Raw genomic sequence first — 25,544 nt, 5'->3', positions numbered from 1 at the left:
GTGTGACAGTGCTTTGATTACCGTGGAGCGAGTTTCTCTTCAGGGCTGGTTTTATGAAACGCTCCACGACACTCTTTTTATTCAGTCTGCTGATGCTGACCACCATTTCGGCACAGGCGGATATTATCGATGACGCCATCGGCAATATTCAACGTGCCGTCAGCGATGCCTATAAACCTGAAAATAATCGGGATTACGACGATTCTCGTGATGAAAGCTGGCAGCGCCAGATGAGCGACGATCGTCGCAGGCAGTATGATAACCGCCGTCGCCAGTTTGAAGACCGTCGTCGTCAGTTAGACGACCGCCAGCGTCAGCTCGATCAGGAACGGCGTCAGCTTGAAGATGAAGAGCGTAGAATGGAAGAGGACTACGATCGTTAACGCCCCATTCACCTTTTTTCGCGACGATGATTCCCGTCAGTAGCGCGGGAATCGCACCGATTATCCATGTCAGCGTAATAAACAGCGAAAACATGTGCAGAATGTCGGCCAGCAGGCGCATGGCTGAATCAGACGTTATGCACATCAGACCGATAATGGTTAACAGCATGCCGATAAACGGCCCCAGCAGCGTGAACCAACTGGCGTGGTGGATGATACGTCGTGTTCGGGTCATGCGATTCCCTTCAAATTGAACAATGTGCAGGGAGCATAGGCCTGGAGTGTGAAGCGCGCGTGAAGTGGGCTAATCCAGCACAATCTCCATCCCGTCATATCCGGCCTCAATCCCTTTTGGTAATGGATTTTCCATCATCCATGCGTCGAACTGGTGGCTGATGTGAGTCAGGATCACCCTCGGGCAGCGAATCAGCTCATTGAGTGCCATTACGGTGTTGAGATCGCAATGATTACGCGGCGGTTCGGTGCGCGGGGCATGGCTACAATCGATGACGATTGCCTGAGGTTGATTGTTGATCAGGAATTTCAGCGTCTTGTCAGGTAGTCCGGCGGTGTCGGAGAGCCACGCCAGGCGACTGTGCGCGGTTTCCAGCAGATAACCAAACGTCAGTTTTGAGTGGTTAAGCGGCAATGGAGTAACCTGTAAGCCCTGGAGATCAAAGACCACAAACGGTTCGACCGTATGGCTAAAATCGAGAATGCCGGGATGCTTAAACAGATCGTCACAGCCCTGTTTATCCGGCGGTCCGTACACCGGGATGGTCTTGCCTACACCCCAGCGCAGCGTAAACAGCCCCTGTACATGATCCATATGGTAATGGGTGAGCAGAAATTGCCGGAAACTGCCTGCGGGCCAGTCATCCATCAGGTGTGGGATCCCCGCGTCCAGCAGCGTCACCGAATCATTGAACCTGACCACCCCGCTACAGGGGCGACGACGGTATTGTGTCTGTATACGTGCCCGTTGGCAGGCTGCACAGTCGCAGCCAAAAACCGGTACTAACTGGGCACCGCCCGTTCCCGTCAGCGTGATGGTCAGACTCATAGCTCTCCCTACAACGGCTTGGTGAAGCGGTAATGGCTTTGTACATAGCCTTCACGCAGATAAAAACGGTGTGCGTCGTGGCGTTGAACACTGGTGGAAAGCTCGGTCATTTCTGCGCCAGCCTCACGTGCTGTCGCTTCAGCCCAGGCCAGCAGTTGACTGCCTACTTTTAGCCCTCGCGCCTGTGGCATTACAACTAATTCCTGAATTTCACCGATCCAGTTGGCGTGGTGCAGGTGAAACTGTAAGTGCAGACCAATCATCCCGACGACTTGTCCGTCCAATAGCGCCAGTTGGTAGCGCATATTGTGGTCCTGCAGATTTGCGGCATACCCGGCGCTAAATGCCTGGTGGTCAAATTTGCCCTGCTTTAGTTCGCAAATAAGCGCGTAAACCGAATCAACATCGTACAGCGTGGCGCGGCGTAATTCACAGACAGACATGTTTCTTCTCCTTGCGTCCCATCAGTGTGAGCAATGTATCGACTGACTGTAGCAAACTTCCATCGTTATTGAGGACATGGCAGTCAAACGGCGTGTAGCGTGCTGCGCGTTCGAGGCGGGCGGCGATTTCCATTGCGCTCTCCCGCCCGCGCATCTGCAGGCGCTGGCGCAAAATCTCAGGAGAAACTTGTAAGCAAATGGGCAAAAGCGAGGTGCCATAGCGCGTTTGCACCTGTGCCAGATGGGCGCGCGATCCGTTGACGACGACATCGAAACCGGCGTGCAGCCAGAGGTCGATCTCCACGCCCACGCCGTAGTATAGGCCGTTGGCATGCCAGCTCAGCGCCAGCAGATTCTGCCCGGCGCGGGTAAAAAACTCTTGTTCACTGAGGGCGATATGATTTTCATTCCCGGCGTTAGCGGCTCGGGTAATGTAGCGGTGCGCCACCAGTAACTGCGTATGTTCCTGCTGGCGGAGTGCCGCCAGCAAACTGTCCTTACCTGAGCCGGATGGCCCCATCAACCAGATCAGTTTTCCCATAGTCAGAACACCCTTTTCCCCTGACGCCAGACGTGATCGATATGGATGTGATCGCCCTTACGGTGTGCCAGCACCAGATCCGCACGCTTACCTTCAGCAATAACGCCACGATCGTTGAGATTCAGCGCTTGTGCCGGGTTGCGGGTGACCAGCCGGATTGCCTGCGATAGCGTAAAGCGGTTGGCTTCGTCATCGGCAACACGAAAGGCAGCATCGAGCAGGCTGGCGGGGTAGTAATCAGAAGAGAGGATATCCAGCAGGCCTAATTCTGCCAGCTTATGTGCCGCCACGTTGCCTGAGTGGGAACCACCGCGCACGATGTTTGGCGCTCCCATCAGCACATTCATACCATGCTGGCGTGAGGCTTCTGCGGCCTCAAACGTGGTGGGAAATTCGGCAATAACGCTGCCAAGCTGATGCGATTCCAGCACATGTTCATGCGTCGCGTCATCGTGGCTTGCCAGCGCAATCTGACGTTCGCGGCACATCTGCGCAATGGCTGAGCGGTTGGGCTGCGACCAGCGTGCCGCCAGTGCCACTTGTTCCTCTTCATAAAGGGCCATCTGCGCATCGGTGAGTGAATATTTGCCCTGATAATACTCGCGGTACTTCTCGCGGTTGGCAAATTGACGCTGACCCGGCGAGTGGTCCATCAGCGAAACCAGAGTTACCGGTTCGCGACCGACCAGCTTTTCAAACAGCGGCAGGGTGGTGTGATGCGGCAACTCACAGCGCAAATGCAGGCGGTGTTCAGCGCGATTGACCCCACGCTTCTGAGTTTCTTCCACGGCGTTGATCATCTTTTCCAGATTTTCCAGGCGGTCGCCGCCGTCACGCACATCGCCAATCGCTACCGCATCCAGCACGGTCGTGATACCACTGGCGACCATCAGCGCGTCGTGGCTGCTCATTGCCGAATGGGCGGGCCAGTCCACCTTCGGGCGGGGGGTGAAGAATTTATCCAGATTATCGGTATGCAGTTCGATCAGTCCCGGCAACAGCCAACCGCCTTCACCGTCCAGCGCTTGCGGAAGACGGCTCTGGCCTTCGGCAACAGCGCGGATAACCCCGTCCTGTATTTCCAGCGATCCCTGCACCACTTCATTTTCCAGCACCAGCTTTACATTGTTGATAATCATGCTGTTGTTCCCATCAGGTGCAGGCGATCCGCTACGCGGTCGCGCACGGTTTGATCGTGAAAAATGCCGACAATTGCCGCGCCGCGGGCTTTCGCTTCTTCAATCAGTGCGACGACGGCAGCGCTGTTTTTGGCATCCAGTGAGGCAGTGGGCTCATCGAGCAGCAGAATGGGGTAATCAACGATAAACCCGCGAGCAATGTTGACGCGCTGCTGTTCACCGCCGGAAAACGTCGACGGTGCAAGATGCCACAGTCGCTCCGGGACATTCAGGCGAGTGAGCAGATTCGCCGCTTTGGCAGCGCATTCCTCGCGAGAAACCCCCAGATCAAGCAGAGGCTGCATTACGACATCCAGCGCGGAAATCCTTGGGATCACACGCAGAAACTGGCTCACCCAGCCGATGGTTGCGCGACGGACTTCCAGTACTTTGCGTGCCGGAGCCTGCACCAGATCCACCCATTCATCACTGTGGCGAATGTGGATGTGCCCTTCATCCGGCAGATAGTTGGCGTACAGCGAGCGCAGCAGCGTTGATTTTCCGCTACCGGAATGGCCGTGCAGTACCACGCATTCCCCGTTTTTAACTTCCAGAGTGGCGTTTTGCAGCACCGGCAGACGTACACCGTTTTGCTGGTGGAGTACAAAAGTCTTACTGACATTTTCAACGCGAATCATGTTGGCCTCTTAATTCTGCAGTACGGACGACACCAGCAGTTGGGTATAGGGGTGATGTGGATCATCGAGCACGCGGTCAGTTAATCCACTTTCCACCACCTGACCTTGCTTCATCACCAGCAAACGGTCTGCCAGCAGACGCGCCACGCCTAAATCATGGGTGACAATCACCACAGCCAGATCCAGTTCCACCACCAGGCCGCGTAGCAGGTCCAGCAGTTTGGCCTGTACCGAGACGTCCAGCCCGCCGGTGGGTTCATCCATAAACACCAGTTTGGGATGGGTGACGAGGTTACGGGCGATCTGTAAACGTTGCTGCATGCCGCCGGAAAAGGTGGTCGGCAGGTCGTCAATACGTGAGGCGGGGATCTCGACCTCCTCCAGCCAGCGCATCGCGGTGGCTCGGATGTCACCATAATGGCGCGCGCCGGTAGCCATCAGGCGTTCGCCGATATTGCCACCCGCCGAAACCTGGCGGCGCAGACCGTCCATCGGATGCTGATGCACCACGCCCCATTCGGTACGCAGCAGGCGCCGGCGGTCGGCTTCACTCATGCCGTACAGCGAATGGTTCTGATACAAAATCTCACCGCTCTGCGGCGTCAGACGTGAGGAGATCGATTTCAGCAGCGTAGTTTTGCCGGAGCCGGACTCGCCGACGATGCCCAGCACTTCGCCAGGCCACAGGTCGAAAGAGACATCGCTGAAGCCCTTGCCCGGCGCGTAGAGGTGGGTCAGGTTGTTGACCGAAAGCAGCGGTTGCGTCATTTGCTGAGAGCCTCACTCTGTTGGCGGCAGTAATCGGTGTCGGAGCAGACAAACATCCGTTTGCCGGTGTCATCGAGCACCACTTCGTCGAGATAACTGTGGGTTGAACCGCAGATGGCGCAGGGCTCATCCCAGCTCTGCACCGTGAACGGGTGATCGTCAAAATCGAGGCTTTCCACCCTGGTATAGGGCGGAACGGCGTAGATCCGTTTTTCACGGCCTGCGCCAAACAGTTGCAGGGCTGGCATCATATCCATCTTCGGGTTGTCGAATTTTGGAATGGGTGATGGGTCCATCACGTAGCGCCCGTTAACCTTCACCGGATAGGCATAAGTGGTGGCGATATGGCCGAAGCGGGCGATATCTTCATACAGCTTCACCTGCATCACGCCGTACTCTTCCAGCGCGTGCATGGTGCGGGTTTCCGTTTCGCGAGGTTCGATAAAGCGCAGCGGCTCCGGGATCGGTACCTGAAAGATCAGGATCTGATCTTCAGTCAGGGGTGTTTCCGGGATCCGATGACGAGTCTGGATCAGCGTGGCGTCTTCTGTTCGCTCAGTGGTATTTACCCCAGTAATGCGTTTGAAGAAGTTGCGGATCGACACGGCGTTGGTAGTGTCATCTGCACCCTGGTCAATCACCTTCAGCACATCCGGCTCGCCAATCACGCTGGCAGTCAGTTGAATACCACCAGTTCCCCAGCCGTAGGGCATCGGCATTTCACGGCCGCCGAACGGCACCTGATAGCCGGGAATGGCGACCGCTTTCAAAATGGCGCGGCGGATCATGCGTTTGGTCTGCTCATCAAGATAAGCAAAGTTGTAACCGGAGAGGTTAGTGGTCACGAGAGGCCTCCTGTTGCAGACGTTTGAGCAGTTCCAGCTCGGCCTGGAAATCGACGTAATGGGGGAGCTTGAGGTGCGAAACAAAACCCGCCGCCTCGACATTATCCGCATGCGCCAGCACGAACTCTTCGTCCTGCGCGGGTCCCGTGACCGTTTCATCGTATTCGGGTGCCTGTAGGGCTCTGTCCACCAGTGCCATTGCCATCGCTTTACGTTCACTCATGCCGAACACCAGCCCGTAACCGCGGGTAAAATGGGGCGCTTCGTTCTCTGGCGCGACAAAACCGTTGACCATTTCGCATTCGGTCATCAACAGTTCGCCGACATTGACCGCAAATCCCAGCTCTTCCGGTACAGTTTCCAGTTCCACATAGCCGCTGCGGATCTCTGCCGCAAACGGATGGTTACGCCCGTAACCGCGTTGAGTGGAGTAGGCGAGTGCCAGCAGATAACCTTCATCACCACGCATTAGCTGTTGCAGGCGTGAGGCGCGTGAGCAGGGGTAAACTGGCGGTGTGCGGGTGATGTCATCGGGCGTTGCCCCGTTATCTTCTTCACGCTTTGCCAGTCCCTGGTTTGCCAGCAGAGAGAAGACGTGTGGGGAGGCCTCCTGTGCGCTATCAGCGGTTCGCAGTGGCGGCGTTTCGCCATTGGCCAGCAGGGTAAAATCCAGCAGGCGGTGGGTGTAGTCGTAAGTAGGGCCTAACAGCTGTCCACCGGGAATGTCCTTGTAGACGGCGGAGATACGGCGTTCCAGGCGCATCTCTGCACTGTTTAGCGGCTCGCTCACCGCCAGCTTTGCCAGCGTTGTGCGGTAGGCGCGCAGCAGAAAGATGGCTTCGACGTTATCACCACTGGCTTGTTTCAGTGCCAGCGCGGCCAGTTCACGGTCAGCAATCCCGCCCTCAGTCATCACGCGATCGACCGCCAGGTTCATCTGCTGTTCGATTTGCGTCACGCTCAGTTCGGCAATGTCATCATCGCCCCGGCGTCGGTTTTCTTGCAGTGCGTGGGCGTTGGCTATCGCCTTTTCACCCCCTTTGACGGCGACGTACATCAGCACACCTCCACATGGGTGGTTCGCGGAATAGCCAGCAACCGCTCGCCGCAGGTCAGGATCAGATCGACTCCCAACGGGAACGGGTGCGGGCGTTCGGTGAGTTCATGAATAATGCATTCAGGCAGTTGTGGCGCAATCATCCGTTCTTCTGCAATGCCCGCACCCGTCAGGCGCAGCATTCGGCCACCGCTTAAACCTGCGACCTGCACAATCAGGGTGGCACTGGTCTCTGGCGCAACGGCGGAGCCGGAGGAGAGTGCGTTTAGTTGTTCGCTGCTGATGCGTTCGTCGGCAACGGCAAATGCCGCCAGTTGTGGCTGATCCACCAGCGACGCGTTAGTGTGAAAACGCAGGTTCTGGCTGGCAATGTCATTATTCATGGAAGGTGCCAGCCAGACCGGTGTGTCGCCATCGACCAGTGTCAGTAACACGCTGGTGGTCGCGAGATTCAGCGGCTGCCAGCCGTGTTTCAGTTGATGCAAGGCGACAATCACCCCCGGTTCGCTCATTGCTTTCAGCAGACGACGAAAGCTTTGTTGCGCGTCCTGGACGGGTAGGTTAAAGGCTGTTTGTAAGGTCATGCGTTATCTCCGCGTACCAGCGTGAAGAAGTCGACCCGGCTGGCGTTAACTTCGGCACGGCGAGCGCTAATCAGTGCATCGCGTTCCGCTTCCAGCGGGGTAATAAGGGTTTCCATTAGGCTCTGGAAATGCGTCTGTTCCTGGAGCAGCGCGTCAATGACGGCGCACTGCTCAGCATGGTGTTTATTACGTCCGAGCAGATAGCTGTAGCCCAGCGTGCCGCTTTTAAGGCGTACTACTGCGCGGGTGAGCGTGGTGTCGCCAGCAAAGAAACGGTTGCCGGTGCCGCCCATACGGGCCTGAATCTGCATCAGTCCGGTTTCTGGTGCGCGGATCAGTTCATATTCCGGCGTCAGCTTCAGTGCCTGCAGACGCGCATTCAGGGTTTCAGCGTTGCTGTAAGCCAGCACGCGCATCCAGTGCTGGCGGGTGGCGATATCGACGTGCATTCAGTCAGTGCTCCATGGTGAATTCGATCATGTCGGCGCGGGTCAGGCTGACGGAGTATTCCGCTGCATGCTCTTCGCCATCACGGTGGTTCAGGGTACGCACGCACAGCAGCGGCGCCATGTTGGGGATTTCCAGTATCTTGCTCTCTTTGGCCTGCGCGCGGCGGGCGCTGATACGCGTCTGCGTGCGCTGTAATGTCAGACCAGATTGCTCGCGCAGATAGTCGTGCAATGAGCCGCTGTTAAAGCCCTGCAACAGCGGCCAGAGGGTGAGGTCGGAAAAGTAGTGGTCAATCTGACACAGAGCGATACCGTTCACCCGGCGCAGGGTGCGCAGATGAATGACGTTGTCGCCCTCTTTGACGCTCAATGCGTCGGCAATGTGGCTGGACGCCGGGCGCAGCACCGCCAGCAGTTTTTCGCTGGTAGGGTGGCTACCCTGGTCCAGCAGGTTCTGGCTGAAGCGCGCCTGAGCATTGAGTGGGTAATCGAACGGGCGCATCAGCACCAGTACGCCCACGCCCTGACGACGCTGCACCCAGCCGCGTTCAACCAGTTGGTCGATGGCACGGCGCAATGTATGGCGGTTCACCTCGTAGCGCGCGGCAAGCTGATGCTCCGCGGGAAGGTAGTCGCCGCAGCGATAATGTTGACGAAGCTCCTGCTCAAGTCTCGCGGCAATCTCCTGATAACGCGTCGGATAACTGGTCGGATGTGTAGACAAGTGCATAGCAATCAATGCCTCGCTAATCAGATAAAGTGCTTACGTAAACGCTGGGAGAGGAAATCCAGCAGGCTGACGGTGACGATGATTAACACCATCAGGGCGCAGGTTTGCTGGAACTGAAAGCCGCGAATCGCCTCCCATAGCGTTACGCCGATCCCGCCTGCGCCGACCATCCCAACCACCGTGGCGGAGCGGACGTTGGACTCAAAACGGTACAGCGAGTAGGAGATGAGTAGCGGCATGACCTGCGGCAGAACGCCGTAGAGGATCTCTTCAATCTTGTTAGCACCGGTAGCGCGAATCCCTTCTACCGGACCGGGTTCAATGGCTTCTACTGCTTCGGAAAGCAGCTTGGAGAGCACCCCGGTGGTATGGATGAACAGCGCCATGACGCCTGCAAACGGACCCAGGCCGACGGCGACGACAAACAGCATGGCGAAGACCATTTCGTTGATGGCGCGACAGGCGTCCATCGCCCTTCGCATCGGCTGGTAAATCCACCACGGCACGAGGTTATCGGCGCACATCAGGCCAAAAGGAATCGATAAAACAACAGCGAGGGCGGTACCCCAGACGGCGATTTGCAGAGTGACGGCCATTTCGCCCAAATAGTCCCGCCACTGGCTGAAGTCCGGCGGGAAGAAGTCGGCGGCGAAAGTCGCCATATTGCCGGAATCCTCGATCAGCGTGAGCGGGGCCATTTCGGCACCTTTCCACGAGACAACCAGCACGGCGAGAAGGATGGCCCAGCTCAGTAGCGAGAACCAGCTGCGCTTGGGTGGGGCGACGGTGATGGTTTGCATATTTGGCTCCGTTATTCTGTATTGCCGGATGGCAGCTTTGCCTGATCCGGCCTACGTTCGTAGGCCCGGTAAGCATCGCGCCACCGGGCAATCCGTTACTGCACCGCTTTGGTGACGCTGGTCATCGCACCCAGTGCAGCAGTCAGGCGGTCGAGGTCGTCGAGCTGTGCTTTCAGCGCTGAGGTTTTGCTGGTTTTCTCTTCTGCATTCAGCCCTTTGTTGTCCTTCACGCCCTGCATCTCTTTAAACAACGCCAACTGACGAATCGGCACCAGTTGCAGATCGCTGGAGGCGCGGAATGGCGCCCAGCCCAGACGTTCCAGAGTGGCTTTCTCTTCTGGTGTTTTGCCGTAGTTCATAAAGAAGTCGTACACCTTGTCCTTGGTGTTTTCGGAGAGGTTCTTACGCCAGACGATCGGATCGCCCGGGATCAGCGGTGACTTCCAGATCACCTTCAGTTCTTTTAGTTTGTCTGGCGCGGAGGTTTTCAGTTTGTCGAGGTTTTCGGTGTTGTTGGTTGCCACATCCACCTGCTTGTTGGCGACCGCCAGGGCGTTAGTTTCGTGCCCGGCGTTAACCGTGCGTTTGAAGTCGCTGGCAGAAATATTGTTTTTGGCGAAGACGTAGTAACCAGGAACAAGGAAGCCTGAAGTGGAGTTAGGATCGCCGTTGCCGAAAGTCAGATCTTTGCGTTTGGCGATCAGTTCGTTCAGGTTGTTGATCGGGCTGTCTTTGTTAACGATCAGCACGCTCCAGTAACCCGGCGATCCATCTGCGGCAACGGTCTGTGCAAAGACCTGTCCGTTGGCGCGGTCCACCGCTTCCATGGCGGAGAGGTTGCCGTACCAGGCGATATCGACTTTGTTAAAACGCATTCCCTGGATGATCCCGGCATAGTCCGGGGCAAAGAAGGCGTTCACTTTTACGCCCAGTGATTTTTCCATGTCCTTCAGGAACGGTTCCCACTGTGGCTTCAGGTTTTGCTGTGATTCAGTCGAAATAATGCCAAAGTTCAGCGCTTTTTCCTGCTCTTCGGCATGCGCCGGGCTTAACAAGGTACTGATGCTGAACATGCTGGTGAACGCCAGCGCGGCAACGGCCTTATAGCTCATGTTTTTTCCTCAACGAGTCATTGTTCCAGGCTATTTCACTTGTCAGCCTGGTCTTTTCAGTCCAATTAAGCAGCCTGCGCGTTCTGTTCGACGCGGTTCATGCTGCGGTAGAGATGATCAAATCGATCGTTATCGAAGTGCTGGCTGCTGCCATCAAAGAAGACGTTCCCCTGACGCAGTGCGACAATGCGTTCGCAGTAACGCAGGGCGTAATCCACCTGATGCAGCGTGACAACCACGGTGATGCCGTCGGTCTGGTTAATGTCGCGCAGGGTGTCCATCACGATGCGCGCAGATTCCGGGTCCAGCGAGGCAATCGGCTCATCGGCGAGGATCACTTTTGCCTGCTGCATCAGCGCGCGGGCGATGGCGACGCGTTGCTGCTGCCCGCCTGAAAGCGTGGAAACGCGCTGATATGCAAAGTGCGCCATGCCAACGCGGGTTAGCGCCTGTAACGCACGTTGTTTCTGTTCTGACGTAAACCAGCTAAAACAAGTGCGCCAGAACGGTGTGCTGCCGAGCGCACCAATCAGCACGTTCTCCAGCACGGTCAGACGGTTCACCAGATTGAACTGCTGGAAGATGTAGCCGGTGTGAGCGCGGCTTTTGCGAATGTCGCGCGCCAGCCGGCCTTCACGCTGTACGGTGCGACCTAACAGTTCGACGCGACTGCCTGGTGATTTATCACCAGTAATCAAACCGCTTAAATGGCGTAAAAGGGTGGATTTGCCGGAGCCAGACGGCCCAAGCAGAGCGACCATCTCACCGGCACCGATATTGAGATCAACCGCGTTTAGCGCCTGATGTTGATTGAAGGATTTGGAGAGTTTTTCGACGCGAATAATCGTTTGCATGATGCGGCCTCCCTAAAAAAGTGGCCCCATCGTGGCGGATTAATGTGACATTTTCGTTAAAGGAAGGTTACCTGGCGATGAAGAGTTGAGCGAGATTTGATGACAGTACGGGAGGGCGAGCCTCCCGTCAGGTTACTCGGTTGGCTGCGGTTGCTTCACGACGTTAATCATCCATGGCACACCGTATTGATCGGTGACTTTACCGAATCCGTGCGCCCAGAAGGTTTCCTGCCAGTCCATTTCGATTTGGCCTTTGGCGGCAAGTTTGTCAAACCAGCGCTTCCCTTCGTCGACATGTTGCGTATCAAGAACCAGCGTGAAACCGGAATAATGTGCGTTTCCTGATGAAACAGCATCACTCATCATGATATCGCTGCCCGCGATACGCAGATTAGCGTGGGCTATTGCAGTATCGGGGAATTTCATACCTGAAGGGCAACCCTCTTCGCTGTCCTGTGCCGATTTGGGCATTTCACCAAAGTTGATTTTGTAGAGCAGCTCTGCGCCCAATGTCTGTTGGTAGTATGCGATGGCGTCGGCGCAATTGCCGGCAAAAGAGATGTAGGGACTTAATGGCATAATTTTTACCTCAGTAAAAGAAGCCAGTTAAGTGTAGTTAGCGTAAGCCCGGTAAGCGAAGCGCCACCGGGCATAATCATTAGTTCTTTTTCACGAACTCGGATTTCAGTTTCATTGGGCCAAATCCATCGATCTTGCAATCAATGTTGTGGTCGCCTTCAACCAGACGGATGTTTTTCACTTTGGTCCCAATCTTCAGCATTGAAGAGCTACCTTTTACCTTCAGATCTTTCACGACGGTAACGCTGTCGCCGTCGGCCAGCAGGTTGCCGTTAGCGTCTTTCACGATCAGTTCGTCGCTGTCCTGAGCCGGTTCAGCATCGTTCCATTCGTGGGCGCATTCCGGGCAAATGAACATGCCGTTATCTTCGTAAGTGTATTCGGAGTTGCATTGTGGGCAGTGTGGTAATGACATGTAGATTTCCTCAAAAGTCAGCAGGGGCAAAAGCGCCCAAAAATGGCAGATTGCCGAAAAAGGCCGCAATTATACATAAAATCCCTGCTTTTGTCGGGACTACTGTCCGATTAAGAAAAATGGCAGGCTGCAGTTAAACACCACAATTCCTTTGCTTTCCAGTACCTGAAATCCGGACTGAATATTTTTTAAGGGAAATTGCTACGCTTTGTTATTTAAGATAAGGTGAGGCAAACCACCTGATATTCATAGGTCACACGACTTTCAGTATCACTTAGCCATTGTATGTGAATGCTTCACGACCCCTTAATTTAGGTAGGGGAATTAAGCTGGCATTTTTTAAAACTGAACTACTCTCTTTATCTTTCTTACTTAATACAGTAAGTGAGAGGCCTCAGGCCAACGGTTATACATTGAATTCTATATTAAAAATATCAATTGGTTGTTTTGATTTTTAATTATTTCCACACGTAATTATAAAAGCCGAAAGTCTATAAATAAAACGATTTGGCTAAATAAAAGCACTGCTATTTGCGTTAAGGAAAAATTTTCCATGTACACACAGACAATATATGAATTAAGTCAGGAAGCTGAACGCTTGCTGATGCTCTCTCAGGAACATCTCAAGCAATTACAAAAATTGCCCGCGACATCGTTGGATAACGTCACGCAGAAAGAAGGAGAGCATAGCGGACAGGTACAGCCCCTGCATTTCAGTGCGCGTGGCATGGATGTCCAGCAGGCAACGCTCAACAATGAGCTGCGAAAGATAACGCGTCTGGAGATGGTGCTGGCTATTGTCGGCACCATGAAGGCGGGTAAATCGACGACAATAAACGCGATTGTGGGTACGGAGGTTCTGCCTAATCGTAATCGCCCGATGACGGCGCTGCCGACGCTTATCCGCCATACGCCAGGTCAGAAAGAGCCGGTGCTGCATTTTTCTCATGTTGCACCGATTGATGCCTTGATGAATTTATTACAGCAGCGCGTGCGGGAGTGCGATCGCCAGCTTCTGACTCAGACGCTGGAAATTGATAAGGATATGAATGCCCTGCTTCAGCGTATTGAAACCGGCGTGGCATTTGAACGGTATTATCTTGGCGCAGAACCTATTTTCCACTGTCTCAAAAGTCTGAACGATCTTGTGCGTCTGTCAAAAGCGCTGGAGGTCGATTTTCCTTTTTCCGCTTACGCCGCGATTGAGCATATTCCGGTTATTGAAGTTGAGTTTGTGCATTTGGCCGGGCTGGCGAGCTATCCGGGGCAATTGACCCTGCTGGATACGCCGGGGCCAAATGAGGCGGGGCAGCCGCACTTACAAAAGATGCTTAATGAACAGCTGGCTCGGGCTTCAGCGGTGCTGGCGGTGATGGATTATACCCAACTGAAATCTATTTCGGATGAGGAAGTCCGTCAGGCCATTACAGCGGTTGGAAAGTCGGTGCCGTTGTACGCTCTGGTGAATAAATTCGATCAGAAAGACCGCAATAGTGATGATGAAGAGCAGGTGCGGGCGTTGATTTCCGGTACCTTGATGAAAGGCGCTATTACACCTGAACGTATTTATCCGGTTTCTTCAATGTGGGGATATCTGGCGAACAGGGCGCGTCATGAGTTGACGACTAACGGGCGGTTGCCGGATCACCATAAACAACGCTGGGTACAGGATTTTGCCGAAGCGGCGCTCGGCAGGCGCTGGCGAACCACCGATCTTGATGATACGGAGCATATTAGGCATGCCGCCGATTTGCTTTGGGAAGATTCATTGTTTGAGCAGCCGATTCAAAAATTGATCCATGCTGCCTACGCTAATGCTTCGCTCTATGCACTACGCTCTGCGTCACATAAGTTATTGAACTATGCGCAAAGCGCGCATGAATACCTGGAGTTTCGCTATCACGGCTTAACAGTAGCGTATGAAAAGCTGCAGCTGAATGTCAGCCATATTGAAGAAGATATGCAGCAGCTTCAGGTGAGCCAGGAGCGGGTGAGTGATGAAGTTAACCACGAGGTTGAGCTGGCACTGGAATCTGCCACGGCGTTTCTCAATCAACAGCAAGCCGATATTCTTTTTAGAATTAATGCGTTCTTTGCAAAAGAAAACGTGTTGAGGATCTCACAACACGGTATGGGAGCGTCCATTGCAGCGGCGGAAATGGCGGGTGAAATGCTGGTGCTGCATGACGAAGGGCAAGCGAAGATTGTATTAGATAAAATTCGGTCGTCCTGTGAAGTCGTCCTGCTGGCAGCGCAGGAGAATATCAGTCGCGATTTGGCGTTGCGTTTTGAGCAACTGGAGTCGACGCTGTCGCGGACGTTAAACGAGGCTATGAGGCCAATTGAGCTGCGGGTGAAAGAGGAACTGAGCCATACCGGATTTCGTGCGCGGATCCGTTTTCCGGCATTTCATGCGGCGATGTTCAACTTCAATACTCGCCAGTTGTTTAACGAAGCCATTGAACAGGATATGCCGTCGGAAAATACCACCTCCACGGTGGGAGGCGTGCGGGACACCTTCTCCCGCTGGCTGAACCAGCCAAACTGGGGATGGAATGATTACGTTGAAACCAAAACGCGTTACCTGATTGATATGAGCGTACTGCACAAGAGCCTGGTGCAGTACGTCACCCTGTTTTGCCAACAAATCCGTAAAGCTTTAGTGGCGCAGGTCGATATTTCCGTTACGGCAGGTATGGCAACGTTTTTTGCCGATTTTTCACTGAGCCTGACGCAATTACAGGCGAGCCTGCGTGAGAGTTTGGCCCTGCGTCAGCAAAATGAATCTGCAGTGAATGCCCTGAGTGAGCAATTACAGCATCGTATTGCGACTGCGGCATGGATTTATGAAGATTCTCGCTTGCTACGTGACGATATTCACACCCTTTTTGCAGTAGAGCATACATGACTAACGTGTTACTGGAAGGCCCAGGGCGGACGCTGGAGTGTGTCTACCCGAAGTTTATGGTCGATCTGGTTCAGGGAGATGAAACCAAACGTTCCGGCGGTTTTCTGCAACAGCAGAAGCGACTGCGCGCGCGCCTGACGCAAGAAGTGTTATCCCAGACTCAGCTTCGGGCGTGGGTTATGGCGGGAGTGTCCAGCGAGCACCTGGTTATGCGTCTTAAGCTGGTGGAGAAACTGGCGGGAATGATCGATCCGGGGCATCTGGCGCTGATGCGTATTGCTGAACGACTGTTGTTTATGCATCAAATGGAAAATCCGCGCGGTCAGGCCACCCAGGGCGTAATGCTGCAGATAAGCGCACTCTCCGACTGGTTTACACAACGCAGCGCTTATAAAAAGAAGGCGCTTGTCCAACGAGGGCTGACTGTCCAGGCAGGTGAACATAGCGAACAAATTTTTACTCGCTGGCGTGCTGGCGCTTATGACGGCTGGTCATTGCCGGGGCGCTGCTTCATCGCGCTGGAGGAGCTACGTTGGGGAGCCTTTGGAGATGCCTGTCGGCTGGGGAATGCCGATGTGGTATCGATGCTAAAAGACAATCTGCGCACGATGGCTACCCAGGCGCTGGCACATAGCGTAAATGCTGCACCTACTACGCGTCATTATTATCACCAATGGCTCAGTACACCTGCTGTCGGCGGATCAAGTGAACACAACGATATGCTGAGCTGGCTTGGTGACTGGTGTGATGCAGAGCGGCATCCGGTGAGCTGGTCGGTAACGCAGCGTTGGCAAAATGTGGCGTTGGGAATGCCGAGGCTGTGTTCGGCAAAGCGGTTAGTTGATGCGATGGTTGAAGAGATTTTTGCACCGTCCTCTCTCATGGGTTGAGAGGGGACGGTGAGTACGTTGGGGCAAACTTAGTGGTGCAGAGAATCCGCTGGTGTGGCCGCAGTCTCTGTGACGACCGGCTGTTTGTTAAAACGTTTGGCGTACAGCGCGGTGATAATTGGTACCAGAATCGCAGTGACAATAACGCTGGCGGCAACCAATGCCGTCGCTGAGGCGGCAACGGGTTCAAATGCCGGGTTAATCTGAGCGATGATCACCGGATTTGCCACCGCAGCACCTGCCGCAGAAGAGGCTGCGACGCCCGCAGTACCGTTCCCTCCGCCAATGACACGGTCGGCAATAATCAGCGGGATACCAGTAATAACGATTACCGCGACACCCAGCAGGATACCCAGCAGACCGGTATCAACAATGACGCTCAGGTTAATGGTGTTACCCAGCGCGAAGCCGAAGAACGGAATCAGCACCGGCGTCGCTTTGCTGAAGAAGGAACGCAGGTCGTGATCCAGGTTACCCAGCGCAAAGCCAATCAGGAACGGTAAGACTGCACCGACGAAATGGTGCGGTTCGAAGGAAGCGAGACCTGCAGAACCCAGGATGACCATAGTCATTAACGGGCCAGACTCCAGTGACATCAGAACGAATGCGCCGGACTCTTCTTTAGTACCGTACTGATTCATCAGGCTGGCGTACAGACCACCGTTGGTCATGTCCATTGCCGAGACAATCGCCAGAACGGAAAGACCCGCAAAGAAACCAGTTTGAATACCTGTGTCAGGGATAAATGAAGCGGCAATCATTGCCACTGCCCAGGCCACGGCTATTTTGGTTAATACCAGCGTACCGGATTTGCGTAATACCGTTCCGGTTGCGCGTAAATCAATAGATGCGCCAATACAAAAAAACCACACAGCCAGAATCGGAACGGTGCCGCTGATCATTCCTTTTGTAAATGAACCGAAATAAGCACCGGTATCGGGAGCTAACGTATTTAATACTGCGCCTAATAACAGTGGAATCAACATCATTCCGCCGGGGATGCGTTCAATCGTGGCTTTAATTTTCATAAACGTCCTCATGTCTTGTCGCTGGTATCAAACGCGCAAGAAATTAAAAATTATTTAAATTCAAATGGTTACTTAAAAATAACAACAAAGAAAACGGCTATCTCTTTGTTTTATAAAATCTAACGCGGCATACGTTGAGCATCTAACTGCTCCCAGGGATATTGCGTCTGGAATTAGTGTGCATTCATGAGAACGATGATTCAATCAAAATAAAACGGTGTTTTAGTTATCTTCATCACATATTCCGAGCAAAAATTCCTAAAGCTTCCGGCTATTAAAAAATCTGTGAATTTTTTGTGAAGGGATTAGATGTTTTTTTCGCTAGCAGAATAATAATGACTGCGGTGATTGTTGGTGCGACAGGGCGATTCTCTTGTAGATAATTGCCAATAAATCGCAACGACTTTATGTAAAAAAGCTGACTAAGAATGACCTTATTTACGCATGTTGACGAAATGAAAAACTATGTGTGAAGTTGATCACAAATTTAAACACTGTTAGGGTAAAGAGGTCATTAACCGCCCAATCAGGCGTCAACAGGTTCGGTTGTACTGCACACTTCAGGTCAGTGTAAGTAAACCTGCTACGCTTGTTACAGGGATTGCGCCAGTGCATTCCCCGCAAGGCCGATGACCTTAGCGCATGCTGCGTTGAGTGATTCGTTCTGTGCGCGACAGGGCTAAGTCTAAGAGGACAGGTATGCTAAAAAGGAAAAAAATAAAACCTATCACGCTTCGCGACGTCACCATTATCGATGACGGTAAACTGCGAAAAGCCATTACCGCTGCGTCGTTAGGTAATGCAATGGAGTGGTTTGATTTTGGTGTTTATGGGTTTGTAGCTTACGCATTAGGTAAAGTGTTTTTCCCGGGGGCTGACCCCAGCGTGCAGATGGTTGCTGCACTTGCCACCTTCTCCGTTCCCTTTCTGATTCGACCGCTTGGCGGATTGTTCTTCGGTATGCTCGGCGATAAATATGGTCGCCAGAAGATACTTGCTATCACGATTGTGATTATGTCGATAAGTACGTTCTGTATCGGACTTATCCCTTCGTATGCCTCCATTGGTATCTGGGCGCCAATACTGCTGCTGCTGTGTAAGATGGCGCAGGGCTTCTCAGTGGGTGGGGAGTACACCGGCGCATCAATTTTCGTCGCGGAATACTCTCCCGACCGTAAGCGTGGGTTTATGGGGAGCTGGCTGGATTTCGGCTCCATCGCGGGATTTGTGCTGGGTGCGGGCGTCGTGGTGTTGATCTCCACCGTCGTCGGTGAGGAGAATTTCCTTGACTGGGGCTGGCGTATTCCGTTCTTCCTCGCGTTGCCGTTAGGGTTGATTGGTCTGTATCTGCGTCACGCTTTGGAAGAGACTCCGGCGTTTCAACAGCACGTTGATAAGCTGGAGCAGGGCGACCGTCAGGGTTTGCAGGAAGGGCCGAAAGTCTCCTTTAAGGAAATTGCGACCAAGCACTGGCGTAGCCTGCTGGCGTGTACTGGTCTGGTGATTGCGACAAACGTCACCTATTACATGCTGCTCACTTATATGCCGAGCTACCTGTCGCATAACCTGCATTATTCTGAAGATCACGGTGTGCTGATTATTATCGCCATCATGATCGGGATGCTGTTTGTACAACCGGTGATGGGGCTGCTCAGCGACCGTTTCGGGCGTCGTCCGTTTATTATTATGGGCAGTATTGCGCTGTTTGTGCTGGCGATCCCGGCATTCATTTTGATTAACAGCAACATTATCGGCCTGATTTTCGCTGGTTTATTGATGCTGGCGGTGATCCTCAACTGCTTTACCGGGGTAATGGCATCATCGTTACCGGCGATGTTCCCGACGCACATTCGTTACAGTGCGCTGGCTGCGGCGTTTAATATTTCGGTATTGATTGCCGGTTTGACCCCAACGCTGGCCGCCTGGCTGGTGGAAAGTTCGCAGAATCTGATGATGCCTGCTTACTATCTGATGGTGATTGCGGTGGTGGGTTTAATTACCGGCGTGACCATGAAAGAGACCGCTAATCAGCCACTGAAAGGAGCGACCCCTGCGGCTTCGGATATACAGGAAGCGAAAGAAATCCTCGGTGAGCACTACGATAACATCGAGCAGAAGATTGAAGATATCGATCAGGAAATTGCTGAATTGCAGGTCAAGCGTTCGCGACTGGTACAGCAGCACCCGCGTATTGATGAGTAATCTTTTCCTGTAAGCCAGGGGTTAGAGCCTAATAGGGCAGGCTCTTAAGGTTGGCTTAATCTCTGTCAGGCAAACTCTCCTCCAGATTATTGGAGGAGAGTGTCATGAAAACCCGTATTTATGAAAGTTTAACCACCGTATGCAGCGTGCTGATCGTGAGCAGCTTTTTGTACGTATGGGTGAGCTCTTACTGATCTTTCTCCAGCACCACCCAGGCTCGGGTGCCGGTAGTTCCGACGCGATTCTGCAAGAAGAACTGGCCATGGTGGAGCTGGGTTATACGGCTAACAATACTCAATCCCAGGCCAATGCCGCCGAAACGACTGTCCATGCGTACAAACGCCTGGCTTAACTCCCCGCATTTACTTTCATCAATTCCTGGCCCTTCATCCTCGACGGCCATCAACGCATCGTGTTCTGTGTTTAGGACAATCGTAATATTAGTGCCTTCCGGGCTGTAACGATGTGCGTTTTCCACCAGGTTTCGCAGCAGCATACGCAGCAGCGTGACGTCACCCCGGACGACGACATCCGTGGCGCTCTCTGGTAGTAATAGCGTCTGTTGCCGCTGGTCCAGCATAGTGCTGAGCTCATCGTAGGAAGGCAATATCACGTCTTCCAGCAGTTTCACATGCTGGTAATTCCCGGCGGAAAACGACTGACCCACACGGGCGAGCTGCAGTAGCTGCGACACGCTGTCCATCATTTGGTCAAGACGGGCAATCAACGGCGAAACGTCAACGTTGTGGGCTTTTGACAGCAGTTCCAGGTGCAGGCGAACGCCGGATAACGGCGTTCGAAGCTCGTGGGCGACATCGGCGGTAAACAGACGTTCGTTTTCGATGGTGGTGGTCAGTCGCGTCACCAGTTGATTGAGGGCCGAGACTACCGCCTGGATCTCAATGGTCGAGCTGCGAATAGCGATAGGAGTCAGGTTATCTGCCGTACGTGCTTCTAACTCTTTTTGTAAATCAGCAAGGGGACGGGTAATACGCCGTACTGCCTGATAGCAAATAATCAGCGTCAGGCTGACCATAAAGATACCGGGGACGATCAGGCTGGCGATGGCCTCGCGGATCTCATGCATGATGTGGCGATCGTTGTTACGGTTTTCGCGTAACGCCTGCTCGAACAGCTGTATTTGTTCAGTGCTTTCGTGCCATAGCCAGAAGGTACTAATCAGCTGAAAGACCAGCAGAATAAGGCCAATCGTCAGCATCAGGCGGTGACGAAGCGGGAGCGGTTGTTTTAAAAAATGTATCAGCTTCACTTAGCTTTCCCCGGTAGCAGCCAGCATGTAGCCAAATCCTCTGACCGTGCGGATGCGTGATTTCCCGACTTTGTCGCGCAGATTGTGAATGTGGACTTCAAGCGTATTTGTCGACGGCTCGTTATCCCAACTGTAGATGTCGTTATACAGAATTTCCCGGTGTACCGGGCTGCCCGCTTTGAGCATCAACCGCGACAGTAGCGCGTACTCTTTGGGCGTTAAGATAACCTCTTGTCCGTCCAACCACACCTGGCGACGACCAATATTCAGCGTCAGGTTACCGATAATAAGTTCACTCTCACCCTGGTTGTTATGACGACGTAATAGCGCCCGGATGCGGGCGTGCAGTTCCTCCAGAGCGAAGGGTTTTACCAGATAGTCATCGGCACCGACGTCCAGTCCGTTGATACGATCTTTGAGCGTGTCACGAGCGGTGAGGATCAGTACCGGTAGGGTATATTTCTTCTGCCTGATACGGTTCAGAAAATGCAGACCGTCTTCATCGGGTAAACCGAGATCCAGAACTACCAGACTATAATGTCCGGTCTCCAGGCAATGCTCTGCTGCACGAGCGGTTGACACGCCATCGCAGGCGTAACCTTCCGTTTGCGCGGCGAGTATCAGCCCCTGTAGCAACAGCGTATCGTCTTCAACAATCAAAATTTTCATTCGGTTAGCCTCCCCTGCATGGTTGCAGAATATCATCTGCGCCCTGGTAATAGGTTGTCTGTACGCCTGTTAATCCCAGCAGGGTTGAGAAGAGATTATCCTGTGAGAAATCTTCAGCGTTTGCCCGTTTTTGCAAACATGTCTGAGAGATCTGGTAGCGCTGCTGGTAATCCTCTGACAACCAAAGCAGCATCGGTACATGCTTTTGTGTGTCCGGTGCAATCGAATACGGCAGGCCGTGCAAATAGACGCCATTTTCCCCTAAGGATTCACCGTGATCGGAAAGATAGACCAGACTGGTGGTGAAATTATCCTGATGCGCTTTCAGTATATTAATTGCTTTATCAACAATATAGTCGACGTACAGGATGGTGTTGTCGTAGGTATTCACCAGTTGTTGCTGTGAGCAGGTCTGGATTTCGTTCGTGTCGCAGGTGGGGGTAAATTTCTTAAACTGTGGCGGATAGCGATTGTAATAGGTCGGACCGTGACTGCCGATAGTGTGCAGTACAATCACGCCATCACCCTGCAACTGATTAATGTACTCTTCCAGCCCGTGGAACAGGACTTCGTCATAGCATTCACCATCAATACACTGCCCCGACAGGTTCAGCTCGGTCATATTCTGATGCGGTACGCGGTCACATGCACCTTTACAGCCGCCGTCATTATCATTCCACAGCACGTTAACCCCCGCCCGTTGAATGATGTCGAGTACGCCTTCCTGGTGGTGCGCCAGCTCTTCATCATAATGTGCGCGCGGCATGTCGGAGAACATGCAGGGTACGGAAACGGCTGTCGCCGTACCGCAGGAGGTGGTGCGCGGGAAATAGACCACGTTATCTTTTTCCAGCAGAGGATTGGTCTGGCGCGAATAACCCGACAGCGAGAAGTTATCGGCGCGCGAGGTTTCGCCGAGAACCACAATGGTGAGGTTTTTACGTTTTTCTTTTGTCATCAATGGATTGCGATGAGCATCTTCACCGATGCGTACCAGTGGCAGATTAGCCAGCCGTTGGTGGGAATACCAGGACGACGTAGCCACAATGCTGTTAGACGGGCTGAGGGACTTAACCAACTCTTTGTTATTGCGAAACAGCGAAGCGTAATCTTTATAGAAGAAGGCGGCGACCAGCACGATCAGCAGAGCGGATACCAGTATATTGGCCCCTCGATACAACACGCTACGCAATACTGGCGCTGCCGGTTTGATTTTGATCCAGCAAGCGATTACCGCTGCCATGATGCCGCTGAATCCAAGCGTCACGATCATTTGCGGCGTCAGCAGGGCGAAGGTTTCCGCTGGTGTGGTATCCATCATATTGGCGATCATCGAGCGGTCGATGATGATGCCGTAAGTCATAATGAAATACTGGGCAGATGCGCCTGCCAGAATGAAAATGCAGGCCAGCAGGCGGTTAAGCCACAGGAAAGAGGCCAGCGTCAGTACAATGTTCATAACGCTGAAGGCAACTACCGGCATTGATAAAAATACCAGTACGTTGCGCAGGGAATCCAGCGGCAGGTCTTGTAGTACCTGTTTGTAGAACGCAATGTTCAGGAAGGTCGCAAGATAAAATGAGATCAGCAGAAGCCAGCTGATTTGCCCGAAAGTCGGTCTTTTAAACAGGAGCTTTAACATTAAGGGGGTTCCATCAACTAAGTGGGGCAGATCCTCTCAAAGTAAAATTAAGCCAACCTTAAGTTCTTAATGTTTGCATTTACCGGCTGGTTGCGTGATGAGTAAGCCCGATGAGCTGGTGCTATCGGGCTTCAGTGAGCATCGAAATTAATTACGGTTAACCGGAGCATCTAACGGATACGGGTTTTTATGGATCCGGTTGTAATTGAGGGCATACAGCGCGGTGATGATCATCAGCATCACGAACGACCACATTACCTCTTTGGCACCAGAGCCAACCACGGCCCAGATGCAGTAGACAAATGCCACGAAGGTCACCACTAAGTACAGTGGACGCGCTTTACCAAAGTGTCCGTGGCCCAGCAGCAACAGGGCGGCGCAGGTATAAAGATACGGGACCAGCGTGAAGATGACGGATACCGAAGAGACCAGACCAAACTCTTTTGCGGCATTCGGCGACATGCTACTGAACTGGAAGATAGTCATCAGGATACCGACGATAATTAACCCGGCAACCGGGGTACCGGCTTTGTTAACGCGGGCGAAAATCGGCGGGAACAGACCATCATCAGCTGCTGCTTTTGCTGTCTGTCCAGCAAGTAGCGTCCAGCCGCCCAGTGACCCCAGGCACCCTGCAGCCGCACAGAATGAGACGATCGCCCCGGCGGTGTTACCCAGCGCCATTCGTGCTGCATCACCGAACGGAGAGGCAGAGACGCGCAGTGCTGCGTTAGGGATCATACCCATAATCGCCGTTGTGGAGAGAACGTAGCAGACGGCAGCAATTAGCACCCCGCCAATAGTGGCGATAGGAACGTTACGTTTGGGGTTTTTGACTACGCCTGCTGCCACAGAGGCACTTTCCACCCCGATAAATGACCACAGAGTGACGTTTAAAGTGCTTTGGATTGCGCCGAAGGTGTTCATGCCGCTGACGTTCCAGGCTGCCATATAGGTTTCACCACGGAACCAGAACCAGCCGAAGACCGCAATCCCGACAATAGGCACCAGCGCCAGCACGGTCGCCACGGCCTGCACGCGGGTGATCATTTTCGGCCCGACGATATTCAGCAAAACGAAGATCCACAGTACGGCCACGCAGGTTAGCGTTAAGACCAGTGGGTCTTTTAAGACAGGAAAGAAGTAGCTCAGGTAACCAACGCCAATCACCACCATTGCGATGTTACCGATCCAGCAGGCCAGCCAGTACAGCACGTTGGTCTGGTAGCCTAAAAAAGGTCCGAAGCAACGGCGTGCATAAGCGTATGAACCACCGGGACTGGAGTCTAAGGACGACATTTTGGCGTATACCATCGACAGTGCCAGAGCACCGATAATAGTGACCAACCATCCGTAGATTGCAATCCCGCCAGTTGACGCAAGGTTTGCGGGTAGCAGGAATACACCGGAACCCATAATATTCCCCGACACCATAAGGGTGACGGGGATTAAGCCCACTTTGTGAGCATCAGCATCCGTCGACATATTTTTTTACTCCTGATAAGGATAAATGACGACGTATCATACCTCTTCACACGGCTATTTTATGATGTCGGAAAAGGGGTATCGCTAATGCTGATATTATTGTGGCTTATCGCTTAATGGTTAAAAATCAGGCAGCCGAACGTTCCCGATAATGACTTACATAATGCAGTGGCGTCATGCCATAGAACTCTTTGAATACGGAAATAAAATATGACGTGCTGTTATATCCGCACAACTGAGATACCTGTGAAATATTTTTTCCGTCCATCATTAATTGATTAACTGCATATCGCATTCGACAGGTGGTAATTATTTGACTGTAACTTGTATTTTCACTTTTAAGCTTTTTCTTTAACAAACTGGGGCTCAGGCATAAGCAACTGGCGACCATGCTTAAATTCCAGTCTTTATGAATATCGCTCTCAATGATGTGGTAAACGCAGTCGCTGATACGGTTGCGTAGCATATGCATGAGGAGGGAGATAAACTTTTTACTGTCGAGAAAACGTGATAACACAGTGAATAACAACGAGCGTTTACGTTCGGATTCACTTTCATTCTGGCTATCCATCACGCTGTGTTGAGCGGTGACCCGAAAGACATCCGGCGTCAGGCAGACGGCGGTCATTACCGGGTTGGCACTGCGTTGCCAGAGGGGGATCTGTGACAGATCTTTATTTAAGAACCGTAAGTAATCTTTAATGATACTGCGGCTGATATGGACAACCAGCGCATTATTGAGTGAAGAGAAGTCGATAATATTATTTTCACAAGCTAATAACGCCATATGGTTAGCTTTTAAACTGATGGCTTCTTTTCCGTTAATCCTTAACCAAACATCTTTCTCCGTTAATACAACAACACAAGCTTCTTTGCTGCAAACCCTCATACCCGAACTCCTGGAATATGAACATAAAATACCGTTGCTCACCAAGGGGTGAACAATACCGGTTAAATGGAATTGTATGATGAATCAAGACCTGCGTTAAAATAGCGTGATTTAAAGTAATT

At 52.9% G+C, this 25,544-nt stretch carries 27 protein-coding genes; 5 read left to right on the top strand and 22 right to left on the bottom strand.

The features are described from left to right. Positions 1–53 precede the first annotated feature (53 nt). Positions 54–383 (top strand): DDRRRQL repeat protein YjdP, encoded by a 330-nt coding sequence (yjdP, locus tag SK36_RS19060; RefSeq protein ID WP_048222388.1) that lies wholly within the window; start codon positions 54–56, stop codon positions 381–383. A 304-nt stretch (positions 384–687) separates the two neighbouring features. Here the strand turns inward: yjdP and phnP are convergent, their stop codons facing one another. From phnP to SK36_RS18980, 16 genes are all read right to left on the bottom strand, one after another. Next, positions 688–1,446, bottom strand: coding sequence for a phosphonate metabolism protein PhnP (gene phnP, locus SK36_RS19055; protein WP_045438706.1), 759 nt, complete (start codon positions 1,444–1,446; stop codon positions 688–690). An 8-nt stretch (positions 1,447–1,454) separates the two neighbouring features. Next, on the bottom strand, positions 1,455–1,889 hold the full coding sequence (phnO, locus tag SK36_RS19050; RefSeq protein WP_048222386.1) for an aminoalkylphosphonate N-acetyltransferase: 435 nt from the start codon (positions 1,887–1,889) through the stop codon (positions 1,455–1,457). Further along, positions 1,876–2,430, bottom strand: a complete 555-nt coding sequence (gene phnN / locus SK36_RS19045) for a ribose 1,5-bisphosphokinase (RefSeq protein WP_048222384.1) — start codon at positions 2,428–2,430, stop codon at positions 1,876–1,878. The genes phnO and phnN overlap by 14 nt, the downstream gene beginning before the upstream one ends. 2 nt (positions 2,431–2,432) lie before the next feature. Beyond that, positions 2,433–3,569: an alpha-D-ribose 1-methylphosphonate 5-triphosphate diphosphatase gene (gene phnM / locus SK36_RS19040; protein WP_045438720.1), complete on the bottom strand. Its 1,137-nt coding sequence runs from the start codon at positions 3,567–3,569 to the stop codon at positions 2,433–2,435. Then, positions 3,566–4,246 (bottom strand): phosphonate C-P lyase system protein PhnL, encoded by a 681-nt coding sequence (phnL, locus tag SK36_RS19035; RefSeq protein ID WP_045438722.1) that lies wholly within the window; start codon positions 4,244–4,246, stop codon positions 3,566–3,568. Before phnL ends, phnM begins: the two co-directional genes overlap by 4 nt. Positions 4,247–4,255: 9 nt before the next feature. Beyond that, on the bottom strand, positions 4,256–5,014 hold the full coding sequence (gene phnK / locus SK36_RS19030) for a phosphonate C-P lyase system protein PhnK (RefSeq protein WP_048222381.1): 759 nt from the start codon (positions 5,012–5,014) through the stop codon (positions 4,256–4,258). Continuing rightward, a complete protein-coding gene (phnJ, locus tag SK36_RS19025; RefSeq protein WP_231593097.1) occupies positions 5,011–5,802 on the bottom strand; it encodes an alpha-D-ribose 1-methylphosphonate 5-phosphate C-P-lyase PhnJ in 792 nt (263 codons plus the stop codon). Before phnJ ends, phnK begins: the two co-directional genes overlap by 4 nt. Before the next feature lie 46 nt (positions 5,803–5,848). Further along, entirely contained in the window at positions 5,849–6,916 is a 1,068-nt protein-coding gene (locus tag SK36_RS19020; protein ID WP_048222378.1) for a carbon-phosphorus lyase complex subunit, read from the bottom strand. Next, a complete protein-coding gene (gene phnH, locus SK36_RS19015) occupies positions 6,916–7,500 on the bottom strand; it encodes a phosphonate C-P lyase system protein PhnH (RefSeq protein WP_045438734.1) in 585 nt (194 codons plus the stop codon). Before phnH ends, SK36_RS19020 begins: the two co-directional genes overlap by 1 nt. Then, positions 7,497–7,949, bottom strand: coding sequence for a phosphonate C-P lyase system protein PhnG (gene phnG / locus SK36_RS19010; protein WP_045438737.1), 453 nt, complete (start codon positions 7,947–7,949; stop codon positions 7,497–7,499). Before phnG ends, phnH begins: the two co-directional genes overlap by 4 nt. Positions 7,950–7,953: 4 nt before the next feature. Next, on the bottom strand, positions 7,954–8,679 hold the full coding sequence (gene phnF, locus SK36_RS19005) for a phosphonate metabolism transcriptional regulator PhnF (protein ID WP_045438740.1): 726 nt from the start codon (positions 8,677–8,679) through the stop codon (positions 7,954–7,956). 20 nt (positions 8,680–8,699) lie between these two features. Beyond that, complete coding sequence (gene phnE, locus SK36_RS19000; protein WP_045438742.1) at positions 8,700–9,479, bottom strand: phosphonate ABC transporter, permease protein PhnE; 780 nt, start codon at positions 9,477–9,479, stop codon at positions 8,700–8,702. A 95-nt stretch (positions 9,480–9,574) separates the two neighbouring features. Further along, entirely contained in the window at positions 9,575–10,591 is a 1,017-nt protein-coding gene (phnD, locus tag SK36_RS18995) for a phosphonate ABC transporter substrate-binding protein (protein WP_045438745.1), read from the bottom strand. A 65-nt stretch (positions 10,592–10,656) separates the two neighbouring features. Continuing rightward, positions 10,657–11,445 (bottom strand): phosphonate ABC transporter ATP-binding protein, encoded by a 789-nt coding sequence (phnC, locus tag SK36_RS18990; RefSeq protein ID WP_048222374.1) that lies wholly within the window; start codon positions 11,443–11,445, stop codon positions 10,657–10,659. A gap of 132 nt (positions 11,446–11,577) precedes the next feature. Beyond that, positions 11,578–12,024 (bottom strand): VOC family metalloprotein YjdN, encoded by a 447-nt coding sequence (gene yjdN, locus SK36_RS18985; protein WP_045438759.1) that lies wholly within the window; start codon positions 12,022–12,024, stop codon positions 11,578–11,580. Between the two features lie 79 nt (positions 12,025–12,103). Next, a complete protein-coding gene (locus SK36_RS18980; protein ID WP_003031835.1) occupies positions 12,104–12,439 on the bottom strand; it encodes a zinc ribbon domain-containing protein YjdM in 336 nt (111 codons plus the stop codon). Positions 12,440–12,992: 553 nt separating this feature from the next. On the opposite strand from SK36_RS18980, the gene crfC reads away from it, so the two are divergent. Beyond that, positions 12,993–15,347 (top strand): clamp-binding protein CrfC, encoded by a 2,355-nt coding sequence (gene crfC, locus SK36_RS18975; protein ID WP_045438762.1) that lies wholly within the window; start codon positions 12,993–12,995, stop codon positions 15,345–15,347. Next, entirely contained in the window at positions 15,344–16,237 is an 894-nt protein-coding gene (locus tag SK36_RS18970; RefSeq protein WP_045438764.1) for a diguanylate cyclase regulator RdcB family protein, read from the top strand. The genes crfC and SK36_RS18970 overlap by 4 nt, the downstream gene beginning before the upstream one ends. 29 nt (positions 16,238–16,266) lie before the next feature. On the opposite strand, the gene kdgT is transcribed toward SK36_RS18970, so the two are convergent. Further along, on the bottom strand, positions 16,267–17,265 hold the full coding sequence (gene kdgT, locus SK36_RS18965; protein WP_045438773.1) for a 2-keto-3-deoxygluconate transporter: 999 nt from the start codon (positions 17,263–17,265) through the stop codon (positions 16,267–16,269). 699 nt (positions 17,266–17,964) lie between these two features. On the opposite strand from kdgT, the gene proP reads away from it, so the two are divergent. Together proP and pmrR are read left to right on the top strand one after the other, a co-directional pair. Then, positions 17,965–19,467: a glycine betaine/L-proline transporter ProP gene (gene proP, locus SK36_RS18960; protein ID WP_045438776.1), complete on the top strand. Its 1,503-nt coding sequence runs from the start codon at positions 17,965–17,967 to the stop codon at positions 19,465–19,467. Positions 19,468–19,571: 104 nt separating this feature from the next. Further along, positions 19,572–19,661 carry an LpxT activity modulator PmrR gene (gene pmrR, locus SK36_RS25290; protein WP_003826741.1) on the top strand — a complete coding sequence of 30 codons (90 nt, stop codon included), beginning with the start codon at positions 19,572–19,574 and terminating at the stop codon, positions 19,659–19,661. On the opposite strand, the gene pmrB is transcribed toward pmrR, so the two are convergent. The 5 genes from pmrB to SK36_RS18930 form a co-directional block, all read right to left on the bottom strand. Next, positions 19,655–20,728 (bottom strand): two-component system sensor histidine kinase PmrB, encoded by a 1,074-nt coding sequence (gene pmrB / locus SK36_RS18950; protein WP_167493969.1) that lies wholly within the window; start codon positions 20,726–20,728, stop codon positions 19,655–19,657. The genes pmrR and pmrB overlap by 7 nt on opposite strands. Positions 20,729–20,737: 9 nt before the next feature. After that, complete coding sequence (pmrA, locus tag SK36_RS18945; protein WP_048222371.1) at positions 20,738–21,406, bottom strand: two-component system response regulator PmrA; 669 nt, start codon at positions 21,404–21,406, stop codon at positions 20,738–20,740. A gap of 4 nt (positions 21,407–21,410) precedes the next feature. Next, positions 21,411–23,048: a phosphoethanolamine transferase EptA gene (gene eptA, locus SK36_RS18940; RefSeq protein ID WP_048222369.1), complete on the bottom strand. Its 1,638-nt coding sequence runs from the start codon at positions 23,046–23,048 to the stop codon at positions 21,411–21,413. 147 nt (positions 23,049–23,195) lie between these two features. Further along, positions 23,196–24,533: an arginine/agmatine antiporter gene (gene adiC / locus SK36_RS18935; protein WP_045438795.1), complete on the bottom strand. Its 1,338-nt coding sequence runs from the start codon at positions 24,531–24,533 to the stop codon at positions 23,196–23,198. 127 nt (positions 24,534–24,660) lie between these two features. Then, positions 24,661–25,422, bottom strand: coding sequence for an AraC family transcriptional regulator (locus SK36_RS18930; RefSeq protein ID WP_048222366.1), 762 nt, complete (start codon positions 25,420–25,422; stop codon positions 24,661–24,663). Positions 25,423–25,544 lie beyond the last annotated feature (122 nt).

The sequence above is a fragment of the Citrobacter sp. MGH106 genome (genome assembly GCF_001037495.1).
Lineage (GTDB): Bacteria > Pseudomonadota > Gammaproteobacteria > Enterobacterales > Enterobacteriaceae > Citrobacter > Citrobacter murliniae.
Note: the sequence above shows the minus strand (reverse complement) of the source record. Positions and strands in the feature narration are given on the sequence as shown.